Annotated in this window: 11 protein-coding genes; 2 read left to right on the top strand and 9 right to left on the bottom strand. The window is 67.7% G+C overall.

Annotation, left to right across the window (positions count from 1 at the left end):
* Nucleotides 1-61: 61 nt before the first annotated feature.
* The gene (locus tag FPJ27_RS16355) at nt 62-1474 is read right to left on the bottom strand and encodes a discoidin domain-containing protein (protein ID WP_204421815.1); all 1413 of its coding nucleotides are present in this window, start codon (nt 1472-1474) and stop codon (nt 62-64) included.
* Between the two features lie 267 nt (nt 1475-1741).
* On the opposite strand from FPJ27_RS16355, the gene FPJ27_RS16360 reads away from it, so the two are divergent.
* Nucleotides 1742-3163: a PLP-dependent aminotransferase family protein gene (locus FPJ27_RS16360; RefSeq protein ID WP_204421816.1), complete on the top strand. Its 1422-nt coding sequence runs from the start codon at nt 1742-1744 to the stop codon at nt 3161-3163.
* A 269-nt stretch (nt 3164-3432) separates the two neighbouring features.
* Nucleotides 3433-4197 carry a hypothetical protein gene (locus tag FPJ27_RS16365; RefSeq protein WP_204421817.1) on the top strand — a complete coding sequence of 255 codons (765 nt, stop codon included), beginning with the start codon at nt 3433-3435 and terminating at the stop codon, nt 4195-4197.
* 91 nt (nt 4198-4288) lie between these two features.
* Here FPJ27_RS16365 and fdhA read toward each other — a convergent pair whose 3' ends face one another.
* The 8 genes from fdhA to FPJ27_RS16405 form a co-directional block, all read right to left on the bottom strand.
* On the bottom strand, nt 4289-5485 hold the full coding sequence (fdhA, locus tag FPJ27_RS16370) for a formaldehyde dehydrogenase, glutathione-independent (protein WP_204421818.1): 1197 nt from the start codon (nt 5483-5485) through the stop codon (nt 4289-4291).
* Nucleotides 5486-5738: 253 nt separating this feature from the next.
* Entirely contained in the window at nt 5739-6929 is a 1191-nt protein-coding gene (locus tag FPJ27_RS16375; RefSeq protein ID WP_204421819.1) for an HlyD family efflux transporter periplasmic adaptor subunit, read from the bottom strand.
* Complete coding sequence (locus tag FPJ27_RS16380; RefSeq protein WP_204421820.1) at nt 6929-8770, bottom strand: efflux transporter outer membrane subunit; 1842 nt, start codon at nt 8768-8770, stop codon at nt 6929-6931. Before FPJ27_RS16380 ends, FPJ27_RS16375 begins: the two co-directional genes overlap by 1 nt.
* A gap of 8 nt (nt 8771-8778) precedes the next feature.
* On the bottom strand, nt 8779-9717 hold the full coding sequence (locus tag FPJ27_RS16385; RefSeq protein ID WP_204421821.1) for a glycosyltransferase family 2 protein: 939 nt from the start codon (nt 9715-9717) through the stop codon (nt 8779-8781).
* Nucleotides 9718-9727: 10 nt separating this feature from the next.
* On the bottom strand, nt 9728-11323 hold the full coding sequence (locus tag FPJ27_RS16390; RefSeq protein ID WP_204421822.1) for a DHA2 family efflux MFS transporter permease subunit: 1596 nt from the start codon (nt 11321-11323) through the stop codon (nt 9728-9730).
* A complete protein-coding gene (locus FPJ27_RS16395; RefSeq protein ID WP_204421823.1) occupies nt 11320-12603 on the bottom strand; it encodes a nucleotide disphospho-sugar-binding domain-containing protein in 1284 nt (427 codons plus the stop codon). Before FPJ27_RS16395 ends, FPJ27_RS16390 begins: the two co-directional genes overlap by 4 nt.
* A 17-nt stretch (nt 12604-12620) precedes the next feature.
* Nucleotides 12621-13190, bottom strand: coding sequence for an isoprenylcysteine carboxylmethyltransferase family protein (locus FPJ27_RS16400; RefSeq protein WP_204421824.1), 570 nt, complete (start codon nt 13188-13190; stop codon nt 12621-12623).
* Nucleotides 13191-13257: 67 nt separating this feature from the next.
* Nucleotides 13258-14160, bottom strand: a complete 903-nt coding sequence (locus FPJ27_RS16405) for an alpha/beta hydrolase (RefSeq protein ID WP_204421825.1) — start codon at nt 14158-14160, stop codon at nt 13258-13260.
* Nucleotides 14161-14762: the final 602 nt, after the last annotated feature.

Genomic DNA, 14762 nt, shown 5'->3' on the forward strand with positions numbered 1-14762 from the left:
ATCGCCGCAGCAATGGGCGCGACACTACGCCGAGACATTGAAGGTCGCTTCCGGCTCGCGCCTACGATCCCCACACCTGCATTTCGTCGAGCGAATAACCCCACTGCGTCGCGCGCTTCGTGCCGAGCATCCGCACGTAACGGCCGCTCGCCTTCAGGTTCGGCAGCGTCACATGGCCGTACGATACGCCGTTGTTCGTCGAGTAGATCGTCGTCCAGTTCGCGTTGTCGTTCGAGGTCTGGATCTGGTAGACGAGCGCGCCCGCATCCCAGTAGAGATCGATGCTGCTGATGGTCTTCGGCGCGCCGAGATCCACGGAGATCCATTGCGGATCGACACCGGTTCCTTCCGGCGAATCCCAGCGCGTGCTCGTGGTGTTGCCGTCGAACGCCTTGTCGGGCGTGAGCGACGCGTTGTAGCTCGCCGATGCGGCAGCCGGACGCCCTTGCGACAGCAGCGTCGGCTGCGCGGCGGCCGGGCCGCCGTAGTAGCTCGACCCGAGCTTGGCCTTCGTCGTATCGGCATTCACGCCGAACTGCGACAGGCTCCAGCGCTGGCCGGTCGTCACGTCGCCGACGTAAAGCTGGTAGCCGCCCGCCGTCGTCGACGAGAAGAACAGGTAGTTCGTGCCGCTCACCGGCGCCGGATCCGAGTTGTTGCTCACGCAGTCGTTGAGCGACAACGCGTTCGGCGTCGACGCCGGGTCCGCGGTCTTCGAATAGATCTGGTCGGCCCCGCCGCTGTCTTTCCAGCGCGCGTAGAACACCATGCCGTCCGCACGCACGATCGGGTAGTACGTCTGCAGCCCGGCCGGACGATCGAACACGGCGGTCGCGCCGGTCGCGATCGTGCGCTTCATCAGCCCCATGCTCGAGCCGGTGCCGGTCGCGTAGTAGACGGCGCTCGCGTCCGGCGCGAGAAACGGCATCGAGTATTCGGCGCCGGCCGGTGCGTTCGTCAGGCTCACGACCGACGTGAACGCCGGGCCCGCGCTCGTGTACGACAGCGTGGCCTGCTTGACGTCGCCGTTCTGCTTGAACACGAGCGTCTTGCCGTCCGTGCTGAACTTGGGGTCCTCGTTGCGCGTGGCGCCCGTGCTGTTCGTCATGTTGACGGGCGGCGTGCCGGCGCCGAGCTGCAGCATGAACACGTTCCATGCGCCATTGCTGATGCCCATGAACGCGAGCCACTTGCCGTCGGGGCTGAACACGCCGTTCATCGGATCGGTAATGCCCCACGTGCTCTTGCTCAGTTGCGTCAGCGTACGGGCCGAGAAGTCGTAGAGGAACAGCTGGCTCGTGCCGTCGCCGTACTTCACGTAGCTGTGATAGACGAGCTTGCCGGTCAGCGCGGCGGGAAACGTCGCGTTCGGCTGGGCCGCGGGATTGCTGATGCAGGCCGCCGTGGCAGCGCCGCTGAACAGGTTGAGGGCGAGGCCGGCCACCAGGCCCGCGATGAGGGTCTTCGATTTCACGCTGAATGATTCCGGGTAAGGTAAGGACGCCGCAGACAAGGTCGCGCGCAGGACGCGCAAGGGTCACGGATCAGCCGCCGGGCAGCGTGGACTCCTTCATAGTCAGACGTCGGGAACAGAACTTGCGAGAGCATGCCCGCTTGTCAGACGAAAGAAAAGGATCAAAGTCCATCAAAATCTTGCGGATCAGCGATTGGGGCGCAATTGCGCGCGACGGGTGCCGTGCTACTCTTTTTTCAGCAAGGCCCGAGCGGCCGGAGGGCTGGCATGAAGCGATATGCGGCGCTGGCGCAGACGATCGCCGACGCAATCCGGCGCGGCGACCTGGCGGCCGGTGCGCGCATCCCCACCATACGGGCCGCGTGCCGCGCGTATCGCGTAAGCCCGTCCACCGTGTTTCGCGCGTACTACACGCTCGAAAGCGAGGGTCTGATCGTCGCGCGTGCGCGGTCCGGTTATTTCGTTGCGAACCTCGAAGACAAACACGTACGGTTCGGTCACGATCCCCCGCGCAAGCCGGCCGCCGCACAAGCCGGCGACGACGATCCGCTGTTCCGCCTGCTCGACTCCCTGAAGCACGAGGACATCGTCCCGCTCGGCTCGGCGTTCGCCAGCTATTCGCTGTTCCCGATGAGCAGCCTGTGGCGCTACGTGGCGTCGGCGGCCCGCAGCATGGACCGCACGAATCTGCTGTCCGGCCTGCCGCCCGGCAACGACGCGCTGCGCCGCCAGATCGCATTGCGCTACCTGAACGCGGGCGCGGCCTTGCCGATGGACGAGATCATCATCACGACCGGCGCGCTCGAAGCGCTGACGCTCAGCCTGCAGGCACTGACGCGCCCCGGCGACATCGTCGCGATCGAGCGACCGGCATTCTACGCGGTGCTGCAGGCCGTGCAGCGCCTGCACCTGAAAGCCGTCGAGATCCCGGTCGACCCGCGCACCGGTCTCGATCTCGACGCGCTCGCCGAAGCGCTCGATACGCATCCGGTGCGCGCGTGCTGGTTCATGACGTCATTCCACAATCCGACCGGCGCGACGTTGACCGACGAGCGCAAGCACGCGCTGATCGACCTGCTCGCGTCGCGCGGCGTTCCACTGATCGAGGACGACGTATACGGCGAACTGCATTTCGGCACGACGCCCACGCGCCCCGCGAAACTGTATGACAACAGCGGGCTCGTCCTGCATTGCGGTTCGTTCTCGAAATGTCTCGCGCCCGGGTTCCGGATCGGCTGGGTCGCGGCCGGACGCTACGTGCGGCAGATCCGGCAGGCGAAAGGCGCGAGCGCACCGGCGGCCGACGTGCCCGCGCAGATGGCGATTTCGAGCTACCTGCGCGACGGTGCCTACGACCGCTTCCTGCGGAAACTGCGGCGCAATCTCGCCGCGCACCAGGCGCAGATGCTCGCCGCCGTTCGCGCGTATTTTCCGGACGGCACCGAAGTGTTCGCGCCGCGCGGCGGGTATTTCCTGTGGATCGAACTGCCGCCGCGCGTGGATGCGATGCACCTGTTCGGCGATGCGATGGAAAGCGGCGTCAGCATCGCGCCGGGGCCGATCTTTTCCGCGACCGGCGGATTCCGCCGTTATCTGCGGCTCAACTACGGCCGGCCGTGGACGCCCGCCGTCGAGCGCGCGATGGAAACCATCGGAACGCTGGCGGCCCGGCAGCGGCACGACGGTTAACGCTGAACGTGCTGAACGTGCGGATCGCGACGACCGACATGCTCCTTGCGTTTCGCGCGCGAGCGACAAAGAATGAAGCGGAAGGCAGCCGCGGACGAACGCGGTCAACGCGTCCGATGTTATGGAGAATCACAGGAGCATCGCATGCGGACGACAGTCGGCGACATACGCTCCGCCGGCTGATGCCACGCGTGGATCGATTGCCGCGCACGAAAAAATCACGATCGTCGGGGGACCGTTCGTCTCGTTAACGACACCTGCTTGGAATCATGCGAGTCCTGCCCAACCGGAACGTCCGCGCGCGCGATGCCTGGCGCGCCGTGCTGAACTCGCGTGCCGAATCGCGACATACCGCTTGCTGCCGCTGCAGGGCATGCGGCTTCGTGGCGTTTCGCGCACTCGAACACTGCCCCGTCTGCGGCCGATGGAACTGGCCGTTCGATCCGATTCGCCGCGCATCGGACGACGCGCACGCCACACGTGCGCCGCGGTCCTTCCACACGTGGTCGTCGCGCGTCGCGCGTACGCTGCGCAACGCGGCCTTCCGGCAGCCTCGCGCATCGAGCGCACCGATCCTGAGCATCCTGACGCTCATGCTGCTGGTCGGTGGCTACGTGACGGCCGACCGGACGTGCAAAGCCGATCCCGTTTGTCGCGGCTCCGATACGCCTGCCGCGTCAGCGGCCGAGTCCGGCCTGCATGCATCGCCCGATCCGGTGTTACCGGTGTTGCCGGTGCCCGTCTATCCGTTTCATTCGACTGACGGAACGCAACTGGCGGCCAATCCACAACGCGACGGCCCGAGCGCCGGCGAACCCGCAAACCGGATGCCGGTTGCGCAGGCCGCGCCGTCGATTCGCGAGCCCGGCCGGACCCATACCAGGGTAGTTCGCGTGAAAGACTGGCGACGCAGCCTTGATCACGCGCATCGCTCGCATGTGATTCGCCGCGTGAGCCTGCATACCGGCCACGGGCACGCGCGGCGCAACGCATCCGACAAAACCGACATCGCGAAGCTCTATGCCGGCCACTGAGCGCGGCCCGGCCGTTCTCGCCCACAGCGAAAACGGGCGGCCCGTTACCGGAGCCGCCCGTTTCGCGTTGCGCGTGTCGAACGCTAGCGCATCAGGCCGCCAGCAAGCCGTGCGGGTCGATGACGAATTTGCGCGGCGCGCCGCCGTCGAACTTCTTGTAGCCTTCCGGCGCCTGGTCGAGCGAGATCACTTCGACGTTGACGATCTTCGCGATCGGCAGCCGGTCGAACAGGATTGCCTGCATCAGGTTGCGGTTGTACTTCAGCACCGGCGTCTGGCCCGTGAAGAACGAATGCGACTTCGCCCAGCCGAGGCCGAAGCGGATGCTCAGGCTGCCGTGCTGCGCGGCCTTGTCCTTCGCGCCCGGATCGTCGGTCACGTACAGGCCCGGGATGCCGATCGCGCCGGCCGGCCGCGTGATTTCCATCAGCGAGTTCAGCACCGTCGCGGGCGCTTCCTCCGAGTGGCCCGACGAACCGTGGCCGTGCGCCTCGAAGCCGACGCAGTCGACCGCGCAGTCGATCTCGGGCACGCCGAGAATCTGCTCGATCTGCTCGCCGAGCGATGCGTCCTTCGACAGGTCGACCGTCTCGAAACCCATCGCCCTCGCATGCGCGAGGCGCTCCGCGTTCATGTCGCCGACGATCGTCACGGCCGCGCCGAGCAGGCGTGCCGATGCGGCCGCCGCCATCCCGACCGGGCCCGCGCCCGCGATATAGACCGTCGAGCCCGGCTTCACGCCCGCGCTCACCGCGCCGTGATAGCCGGTCGGCAAAATGTCGGACAGGCAGGTCAGATCGCGGATCTTCGCCATCGCCTGGTCGCGGTCGGGGAATTTCAGCAGGTTGAAATCGGCATACGGCACGAGCACGTATTCGGCCTGGCCGCCGATCCAGCCGCCCATGTCGACGTAGCCGTATGCACCGCCGGCACGCGAAGGATTCACGTTCAGGCACACGCCGGTATGGGTGTCCTTGCACATCGCACAGCGGCCGCACGCGACGTTGAACGGCACCGACACGAGATCGCCGATCTTCAGCGTCTCGACGTCGCGGCCGACTTCGACCACTTCGCCCGTGATCTCGTGACCGAGCACGAGGCCGACCGGCGCGGTCGTGCGGCCGCGCACCATGTGCTGGTCGGAACCGCAGATGTTCGTGCTGACCACCTTCAGAATCACGCCGTGGCCGATCGCGCGGCCGCTCGGATCGACCATCTTCGGATAATCGATTTTCTGGACTTCGACCTGGCCCGGTCCAAGATAGACGACACCTCGATTGCTGTTCATCGTATTGTCTCCATGTCTCGTTGGATGGCGCGGCGGCGCGCCGGCCAATGCGGCGCGCACGCAACGTGCTGTTCGAGAGTAGTCCCGGAGGCAGGGGCGCCGATGTCTCAAACGCGACATGCGTTTGAACGGCGCCGACATCGATGGCGGAAATACGAAAACCGGGCGGGAAACGACGGAAAGTCAGTGTGCGGCGGGATATACCGGGGGTCGGACCGCCCATGGCGGCCTGCCCTCCACTTTTCGGCAGGCGTTACCCGCCCTGATTCTCGCGAATGATCGCAGCAGCAGCCGCTTCGGCCTCGCTCGCGACGCCGTCGTGCACGCGCGTGCTGACTGCGGGCGTCGGCGGTTCGCTGTCGAGCGCATGGCCGTTGCGGTCGTGCGTGTCGACCGTCGCACGCATCGACAGCCCGACGCGCAGCGGATGCGCGGCGAGATCGCGCGAATCGATCGCGATCACGACCGGCACGCGCTGCACGACCTTGATCCAGTTGCCGGCCGCGTTCTGCGACGGCAGCATCGAGAACGCGCTGCCCGTGCCCGCCGAGAAGCCCTGCACGCGGCCGCGATAGGCAACACGCGTGCCGTACAGGTCCGACACGATCTCGACCGGCTGCCCGACGCGCATGTGGCGGATCTGCCCTTCCTTGAAATTCGCCTCGATCCACAGCCGGTTCAACTGCACGACCGACATCAGCGGCACGCCGGGCCCGACCTGCTGGCCGACCTGCACCGAGCGTTGCCCGATCGTGCCGTCGACGGGCGCGACGATCGTCGTGCGCTTCAGGTTCCGGTACGCGAGCTTGAACTGCGCGGCCGCCTGCACGACGGCCGGGCTTTCGTCGACCGGCAGCTTGCTGCCGAGCGCGCGCGCGGCATCGAGCTGCGCCTGCGCGGCCGCGAGATTCGCCTGCGCGCCGGCCACCGCCGCGCGCGCACGCGCCAGCTCCTCGGGCGCGACGATCTCGACCGACGCGCCCGAGCGCGCAACCCATGCACGCTGCGCAAGCGACAGGTCGGCGCGCCGCGCGTTCACGGCCTCGACGTACATCGTGTTCGAGATCTTCGCGTTAGCGACTTGCCGCACGGCCTGAGCGAGCTGCGCCTTCGCCTGCGCGAATGCGACGGACGCCTCGGTGTCGTCGAGCCGCACGAGCGTCTGCCCGGCGCGCACGGCCTGCGTATCGGCAACCAGCACGTCGGTCACGGCACCCGGAATCTGCGCGGCGACCTGCACGATGCTGCCCGCGACATACGCGTCGTCGGTATCTTCATAATAGCGGTCGCTCAACAGCCAGTACGCGACCCATGCGAGCGCGGCCAGCAGCACGACCGCGCAGAACACGGTGAAGCGCTTGCGGCGCGTCGCGCGGCGCGCATCGAGTGCCGGATCGTTCAGCGCGGCCGGCTGCGCGGCGGTATGAAGGTTGTCGTGGTGCATCAGTCGCTTTGCGTAACGATCAGACGATCGTGCTGGAAGACGGGTATCGCCGGCGTGACCGACGCACCCGGCGCCGGCGCCGGGCTCGCCGATGCCGTGCGCGCGAGAACAGGCACACCGCGAGGCGTCGCGCCGGGGTTGGTCGCACCGACCGTCGACGGACGCGCCGCGTCGTTGCGCTGTGCGGATGCGGGTGCGGCACTCGTCGTGCCGGTAACCGGCGGTACTGCCACGCTACCCGAGCGCGCATCGTTCGACGTACCCGCCACCGCCCGGCTCGCGGCACCAGCGGTCGCAGCGCCGCGCCTCGCCGCCCCGCTGCGCGCCTGATGCACGGCCGGCGCCTGCGCAACCGTTGCGCCCGCATCGAATCCGCCGCCGAGCGCGCCGATCAGCCCGACGCGCAGCGTCCGCTGCCGGCCGAGCAGCGCGATCATCTGCGCGCGCTCGTCGATCAGCGTGAGATCCGCGACATCGACATCCTTCTGCATCAGCACGCCGCGCCGGTGGCGGTCGGCCGCGATCTGCACGATCTTCTGCGCGGCCGCCACCGCGTCCTGCTGCTGCGTGACGAGCGTCTGCGACGTTTGCAGCGACGTGACGATCTGCGCAACCTGCCCGAGCGCGTCGTCGACGGTCTTGTTGTACAGCCCGATCGCGACATCGGCCTGCGCGACATCCGCACCGAGCTTCGCTTTGAGCCGACCGCGATCGAAGATCGGCAGCGAGATCGCGGGGCCGACGGAACCTGCCAGCGAATCGCGCGAGAACAGCGACGCAGGCGTGAGCGCAAAGACGCCGCCGAGCGCGACGAGGTTCACGTCCGGATAAAACTGCGCGCGCGTCGAATCGGCATTCGCGAACGCGGCTTCGACGCGCAGCCGTGCGGCGACGATGTCGGGCCGGCGGCCGAGCAGGTCGGCCGGCAGTCGCGCGGGCACGGCGCTGCCCGCGAACGCACCGACGCGCGGCCGCTGCAGCGCGAGCCCGCGCTCGGGGCCGCGGCCCGACAGCACGCCGAGCTGCAGTTGCGCGAGCTTGATCTGCTCGTCGTTCAGCGCGATCTGTTCGAGCAGGCGGCTGCGCTTGATCGATGCATCGCTCGCGTCGTACGCGTTGTCGAGGCCGCGCGCGGTGCGCTCGCGCAGCACGGCCGTCACGCGCTGGCTGATCTTCAGCTTCTGCTGCAGCAGATCGCGCACCGCATACGCCTGGTCGAGCTGGCAGTACACGGTGACGATCGCGACGGCGAGCGTGAGCCGCACCTGTTCGGCCTCGACGCCAGCCGCATCGCGCAGCGACATCAGGCTCTTCGTCGCCGCGCGGTTCTTCCCCCACAGGTCGAGCTGGTAGTTCAGCCCGACGAACACCGACGACGGCGATACGTTCGGATCGCCGAAAATCTCGACCGGCACGCGGTATCCGGCGGCCGTTACGTCGGCGATGTCGCCGGGCTTCGGCATCCGCGCGCGGCTGATCGTGGCTCCAGCCGTGCCAGTCAGCCCCGTCAGCGAATCGAACTGCTGAAGCTGCGCCTGTGCGATCCGCAGCCGCGCCTGCGCGACCTGCAGATCGGGGTTGTTCTGCGATGCCTCCGTCACCAGCTCGTCGAGCTGCGGATCCTGCAACTGCTTCACCCAGTCGGGCGCGGGCCACGCGCCGTTCGCGCCGGGGCCGGCCGTGTGCGCGAGCGCGTCGCCGGCCGGCGCGCGCAGCGACAGCGAAGGCAGGAAGCCCGACGGCACGCATCCGCCCAATGCCAGCAGCACGGCCGCCGCCGCGATCATCGAGCCGCGTTGCACGCCACACGCCAAACCCGCCGCTTTCTTCACATGCCGCATCGCGCCCCTCATCCCTGCCGAATGCGCTGCGCGCGTGCGGCCAGCCGCGGCCGCGTGCGTTCGAGCGGACCGAGCCGGCCAAACAGGCCATCGGCGACACCGAACAGGATGCCGGCGAGCTTCGCGCGCTTGTCGCGCTCGACGAGCGCGATCTGCACGACCTGCCACACGGTCAGCAGGTTCGGCACGATCGCCACCGGAAAGCGCAGCCCGTACTGCATTCCGAGCTGCACCGCATTGCGTGCGCTGTAGTAGCGCCGTTGCCACGAATGATTCATCGACGTCATTTCAAAAGGGCCGATCGCATGACGCTGCTTCGCGCCGATCCGGTGCGGCAGCACCAGCGACGGCACGACATAGAGCGGCACGTTGCGCGCGAGCGCGCGGAAGCTGTATTCGGTATCGACGTGATCGATGAACAGCGTCTCGTCGAACCGGCCGAGCACGTCGAACGCGGCGCGCGACACGACGCAGCCCGACGAGATCAGGAACGCGCAGCGCTGCAGCGGCGCACCCGGCTCGATGCGCAGGCGGCGCAGCCCGATCCCGTTGGTCGACAGTTCGGGCAGGAAGCTGCGCGCGTTCTCGTCGAAGATGCGCGGGCCGGCAAGGAACGCGCGCCCCGCGAGCCCCGCGCAGACATCGCGCATCGCCGGGAAATACGCGGCCGGCACCGTCGAATCCTGATCGAACAGCGCGACCGCATCGATGCGATCGCGAAACAGCGCCGCGAGCCCCGCGTTATATGCGCCCGCGATCCCGCCGCGGTTGCCGTGATGCAGCAGCGCGATGCCTTCGCGCGCACACAGGTCGCGCGCCCGCGCATCGGGTTGCGGCGTGTTGTCGACGACGAGCAACGCGTCGCACGCGTGCCGCCACGCGCCGAGCGCTTCGAGCTGCGCATCGCTCGGGTGATACAGGATCACGAGTGCGCCGAGTGTCGTCATGTTCGTCTCCTCAATGCCCGAAGGACGCCGCCGCGCCGCGCTTCGGCCGCGTCAGCCACATCATCGCGGCGAGCACGAGGCAGGTCATGCTCGCCATCCAGAACATGTCGTTCGTCGCCATCATGTAAGCCTGCTGCATTACGACCTGGTGCAGCGTCGTCAGCTCGCGCACGCCGTCCACGCCCATCGCGTTCAGCGTGTGCACGAAGCGCTGCGTATTCGCCGACGCATGCGTGACGGATTGCGACACGACGTCGTAGTGATAGGTCGCGCGGTTGTCCCACAGCGTCACGCTCATCGCGGTGCCGAACGCGGCCGACAGCGTGCGCAGGAAGTTCGACAGGCTCGACGCGGCGGCGAGCCGGTCGTCCGGAATGCGCGACAGCGTCGCGGCGGTCAGCGGAATGAAGAAGCACGGCAACCCGATCCCCTGGATCAGCCCCGGCGCGGCGATCTGCGCGAACGTCATCTTCAGCGTGAAATGCGCGTCCCACGCGAGCACGGCCGCGAACACGAGGAAGCCGAACGTCGCGAGCACGCGCGCGTCGAAGCGGTGCGCATGCAGCCCGACGAGGATCGAGAACACGAGCGCGAGCACGCCGAGCGATGCGGTCGCGAGCCCGGCATGAAACGCGTTGTAGCCCATCACGGCCTGCATCCACAGCGGGAACACGACGCCGACCACCGAGAAGCTCATCATGCCAAGCGAGATGATCAGCACGCAGAACGAGAACGTGCGGTCGCGAAACAGGCCGAGATCGACGACGGGGTGCGCTTCGCCCGCCTCCCAGATCAGCAGCGACACGATCGCGAGCGCCGAGACCACCGCGAGCGTGACGATCAGCGGCGAATCGAACCAGCCGCGATCGTGGCCGAGATCGAGCATCGCCTGCAGCGAGCCGACGCCGATCACCAGCAGCACGATGCCCGGCACGTCGATCGGTCCGGCCGCGCCGCGCTGCGCGTCGGGGCGCAGCATCGCGGTGCACACCGCGAACGAGAACAGTCCGATCGGCAAATTGATCAGGAAGATCCACGGCCACGAGAAGTTGTCGACGATCCAGCCGCCGACCACCGGCCCGAAGATCGGCGCGAGCAGCACCGTCATCGCCCACAGCGCAAGTGCGATCGTGCGCTTGTCCGGCGGGAACGTGCGCAGCAGGATCGTCTGCGACAACGGCACCATCGGCCCCGAGCACAGCCCCTGCAGCGCGCGGCAGATCACCAGCACGTGCAGGTCGCGCGCGAGCCCGCACAGCAGCGACGTCAGCGTGAACAGCAGCACCGCGCCGACGAACAGCCGCAATTCGCCGACGCGGCGCGCGAGCCAGCCGGTCAGCGGCACCGCGATCGCAGCCGCGACCGAATACGAGCTGATCACCCACGTGCCCTGGCTGTTCGATACGCCGAGACTGCCGGAGATCGCCGGCACCGCGACGTTCGTCACGGTCGAGTCGAGCACCTCGATGAAGGTCGCGAGCGACAGCGCGAACGTCAGCAGCGCGAGCCGGATGCCGCGCACCGGCTGCGCGGCCGGCGTGGGGGCCGGTGCGTCGAATGCGGACGGCACGCCGGGCGCATCGCGAAGCGGCGACGCGGTGCTCATGCGCCGACCACCGCGACATCGGCCCGCTTGGTCGCCCGCCCGCGCTTCGGCGCGAACCGTTCGATGAAATCGGCGGCCGCATGACAGCCGTCCGGCGCGGCGGCGAGCAGCGCGCGCGCGCGCTCCGCATGCACCGCGAATGCAGGTTCGTCGAGCACGTGCGCAAGCGCCGCGCCGAGACGCGCGCCATCGATCGGGCCATCGACACGCACGCCGCAGCCGCTCGCCGCGACGCGTTGCGCGTTGTCGAACTGGTCGTGCGCGAACGGCGTCACGACCTGCACGATCCCCGCCTCGTATGCGAGCGCCGCGGTGCCGATCCCGCCGTGATGCACGAGCGCGCGGCAACGCGGCAGCAGCGTGCGCATCGGCACGAAGCGGCGCACGAGCAACCGGTTGCCGTCCGGCGCGGCATCGTGCGGCGTCAGCAGGATCCCGCGCGCGCCCGTCGCGCGCAGCGCGTCCGCCGCCGCGCGCGCATACGCAGCGTGATCGACGAGCGTCGAGCCGGCCGTGAACACGACCGGCGGCTCGCCGGCCGCAAGAAACGCATCGAGTTCCGCATCTTCGTCAGGCGCCGCGATGTCGTTGAACAGCGGGAAGCCGCTTTGCAAATGATTCGACGGCCAGTCGGGCTGCGGCGGCGCGAACCAGCCGGGAAACAGACACAGCACGCCGTCGGTCGAATGCAGCCAGCGGCCGAGCACGCGCCGCGCGGGCGCGAGCCCGAGTTCGCGACGCACCGCGTCGAGCGCGGGGCCGCATACGCGGTCGAGCACCTGTCGCTCGATCAGCGTCATCAGCGCCGCCTTCACCGGCAGCGGCCAGCGCGCGGGAATCGTCAGGCGCGGGTGCGTCGGCGGAGCATGCGCGGACAGCAGCGTCGACGGCGACACCTGCACCGACACGTACGGCGTGCCGTGCAGCTCCTGCATGAAACGCGCGGAGAACGCCCACAGCGTGCCGACGAGCACCGTATCGTCGTCGGTCAGCGCATGCAGCGCCTCGTAATGCGGGCGCAGCATCGGCGCGATCACCTGCCACAGCGTGCGGAACGACGTGCGCGGGTCCCACAGCGCGGGGTTCGCCATCGCGGCCTCGTATTCGGCCGCGGTGCCGACCGGCACGAATGCGAAACCGCAACGGCGCACGGCCGCCTCGAACGGCGCGTGCGTGCAGAACACGACGGCGTGACCGCGCGCCGCGAGCGTGCGCGCGACGCCGAGCAACGGATGCACGTCGCCCGCCGAGCCGATCGCGGTCACGATCATCTTCGCCATCGCGCGCCTCGCGGGAATCAGTAGAAGCCGGGAATCAGCGCCGCGACTTCGCGGCGGTACTGCGTGTACGCCGGCCCGAAATGCCCGGTCAGCCAGCTCTCCTCGACGCGCACCTTGTACGCGAGCGACGCGAACACGAGCAGCACGCCGATCGCGCCGCGCCATTCGCCGCCGATCAACGCGGCGCCGACGAGCGCGAGCAGGCAGCCCGTGTAGATCGGGTGACGCACGAGCGCGTACGGCCCCGTGCGGACGAGTTCGTGGTCCTCCTTCAGCGTGACCGACACGCTCCAGTTCGTGCCGAGATGCAGCCGCGCCCACACCGAGAACAGCAGGCCCGCGACCAGCACCGCGAGCCCGCACTGCGCCTGCAGGCCGAAGCGCTGCCAGTCCGGCACGAGCGCCTGCCATGCCGGATCGGGCAGGATGATCAGCGCGCCGCCGACGATCAGCGGAATCGACTGCAGCGTGCGCGAGCGCGACGCCTCCTTGCGCACGGTCGTCTTCACGCCCTGCGACGTGGCGATCCAGTACGCGAGCCATGCGGCCCAGGGAACGACGATGGCGATGGTCTGAACGATATTCACGGCTGGCCTGCCTCGTTGGGATGGGAATTCGGGTGCGCGGACCGGGCCCACGGCACGACGTTCGGCGTCACGACGACAGCGCGTGGATCGGCGCGGGCACGCACGCATGCGCGGCGGCGTGCGCCATGCCGGCCGCGACCGGCGACCCGTCGCAGAAGAAGTCGAGCAGCGCCGCCCGCGTGTGTTCGCGCTGCGCGCGGCCTTCGATGTCGAGGAAATGGCCGGCGTCCGGCACCGTCGCGAACCGCGCGCGCGGCACGTGCGCGCCGAGCTGGCGAACGTCGGCCGGCGTCGTGTATTCGTCGCGCTCGCCGTTCAGGAACAGCAGCTCGCAGCCGATGTTCGAGAACTCGCTGAAGTAGCGCTCGGGCTGCAGCGACAGGATCTGGTCGACGTGGAACGCGACCTGGTCCTGCTCGTCGCGCGGCAGGCGCGTGAGATACCGGTAGTTGTACAGCTTCATGATGCGCGGCAGGTAGCGGCCGACGGTGTCGTTCAGCAGCTGCGCGGCCTTCAGGTTCTCGCCGGCCGCGATGTGATCGCGTGCGCGCGTCACGTAGTCGACCATCGCGTCGTTCAGGAACGGCGAGAACGAGCAGATCGCCGCGCGCCGCACGCTCGGGCAGCCGCGCGCGAGCGCGAACAGCGACGCAACGCCGCCCCACGACACCGACACGAGGAATGCCGGCGCGAAGCGCTCGACCAGATGCTGGAGGATCGCGGCTTCGTCGTCCTTGGTCAGGATGAAGCAGCCCGGATTGTGCTGGCGCGACTGCCCCGCGTACGGCAGGTCGAAGCAGATCGTGTTCATCCGCTCGCCCAGATACTGGACGGTCTGCCCGAACGACGCGGTCGTCGCGAGCGCGCCGTTGACGAGCATCGCCGTGTCGAACGCCGGGTCGAACACGTTCCGTTCGACGTAGACCTTCAGACCATTCGGCAGCGGGACCACGTGTTTTTCGGTCGGCATCGTCGTTCTCCGGTGGATGCGGCGTCTCGACGTCGCGGCATGCTGCAGGTGCGCAATGGCGGGTGCCGGCCCCGCGCGCGGTCCTTCGTCGCGCCCATTGCCGACGCACCGCGGCAAATACCGGCGGCGCCAATTCATTCCTCGTAGTGCGACGCCATACTAATACGGACAATATTACTGACTCAAGTCACTCAACGATTCCCTCTACTCGACCCGGGAATACAACGAATTCAAATTTTTTTATCAATTTATATGGTATGAGGGATCGCTACAAAGGCGCTAGCAATCGTTTGCGAGCATCGCTCCCCGGCATAGGGAAATCAAGTATTTCTCTTTAAATTCAAAGTGATATTCCATTTTAATCGACTGATTAAAACGGACTTCCTGAATTTACCCATCTTCACCGCCATCACTCGCCATTCCACATCGCGAATAATATTACAGACATCCACACTCTTTCATTTCGTAATAGAAACGCACCTTGAAATTTTCCAGCGCATTGCACCATTTTTCACAAACCGTTTTAAACAAACTCCAGCTTACTTAACCGTCTTTCAATTCGTTTTTCCGCATCTGCACATCGCGGCAAGCGGTCGATCCGC

Origin of the sequence: Burkholderia sp. MS455 (genome assembly GCF_016899445.1) — a bacterium.
Classification (GTDB): Bacteria; Pseudomonadota; Gammaproteobacteria; order Burkholderiales; family Burkholderiaceae; genus Burkholderia; species Burkholderia pyrrocinia_C.

Bases quoted from the DNA above. Each gene is read 5' to 3' on its own strand.
- FPJ27_RS16360 (WP_204421816.1), top strand. From the start codon at position 1,742: ATGAAGCGATATGCGGCGCTGGCGCAGACGATCGCCGACGCAATCCGG.
- FPJ27_RS16365 (WP_204421817.1), top strand. From the start codon at position 3,433: ATGCGAGTCCTGCCCAACCGGAACGTCCGCGCGCGCGATGCCTGGCGC.
- fdhA (WP_204421818.1), bottom strand. From the start codon at position 5,485: ATGAACAGCAATCGAGGTGTCGTCTATCTTGGACCGGGCCAGGTCGAA.
- FPJ27_RS16375 (WP_204421819.1), bottom strand. From the start codon at position 6,929: ATGCACCACGACAACCTTCATACCGCCGCGCAGCCGGCCGCGCTGAAC.
- FPJ27_RS16380 (WP_204421820.1), bottom strand. From the start codon at position 8,770: ATGCGGCATGTGAAGAAAGCGGCGGGTTTGGCGTGTGGCGTGCAACGC.
- FPJ27_RS16385 (WP_204421821.1), bottom strand. From the start codon at position 9,717: ATGACGACACTCGGCGCACTCGTGATCCTGTATCACCCGAGCGATGCG.
- FPJ27_RS16390 (WP_204421822.1), bottom strand. From the start codon at position 11,323: ATGAGCACCGCGTCGCCGCTTCGCGATGCGCCCGGCGTGCCGTCCGCA.
- FPJ27_RS16395 (WP_204421823.1), bottom strand. From the start codon at position 12,603: ATGGCGAAGATGATCGTGACCGCGATCGGCTCGGCGGGCGACGTGCAT.
- FPJ27_RS16405 (WP_204421825.1), bottom strand. From the start codon at position 14,160: ATGCCGACCGAAAAACACGTGGTCCCGCTGCCGAATGGTCTGAAGGTC.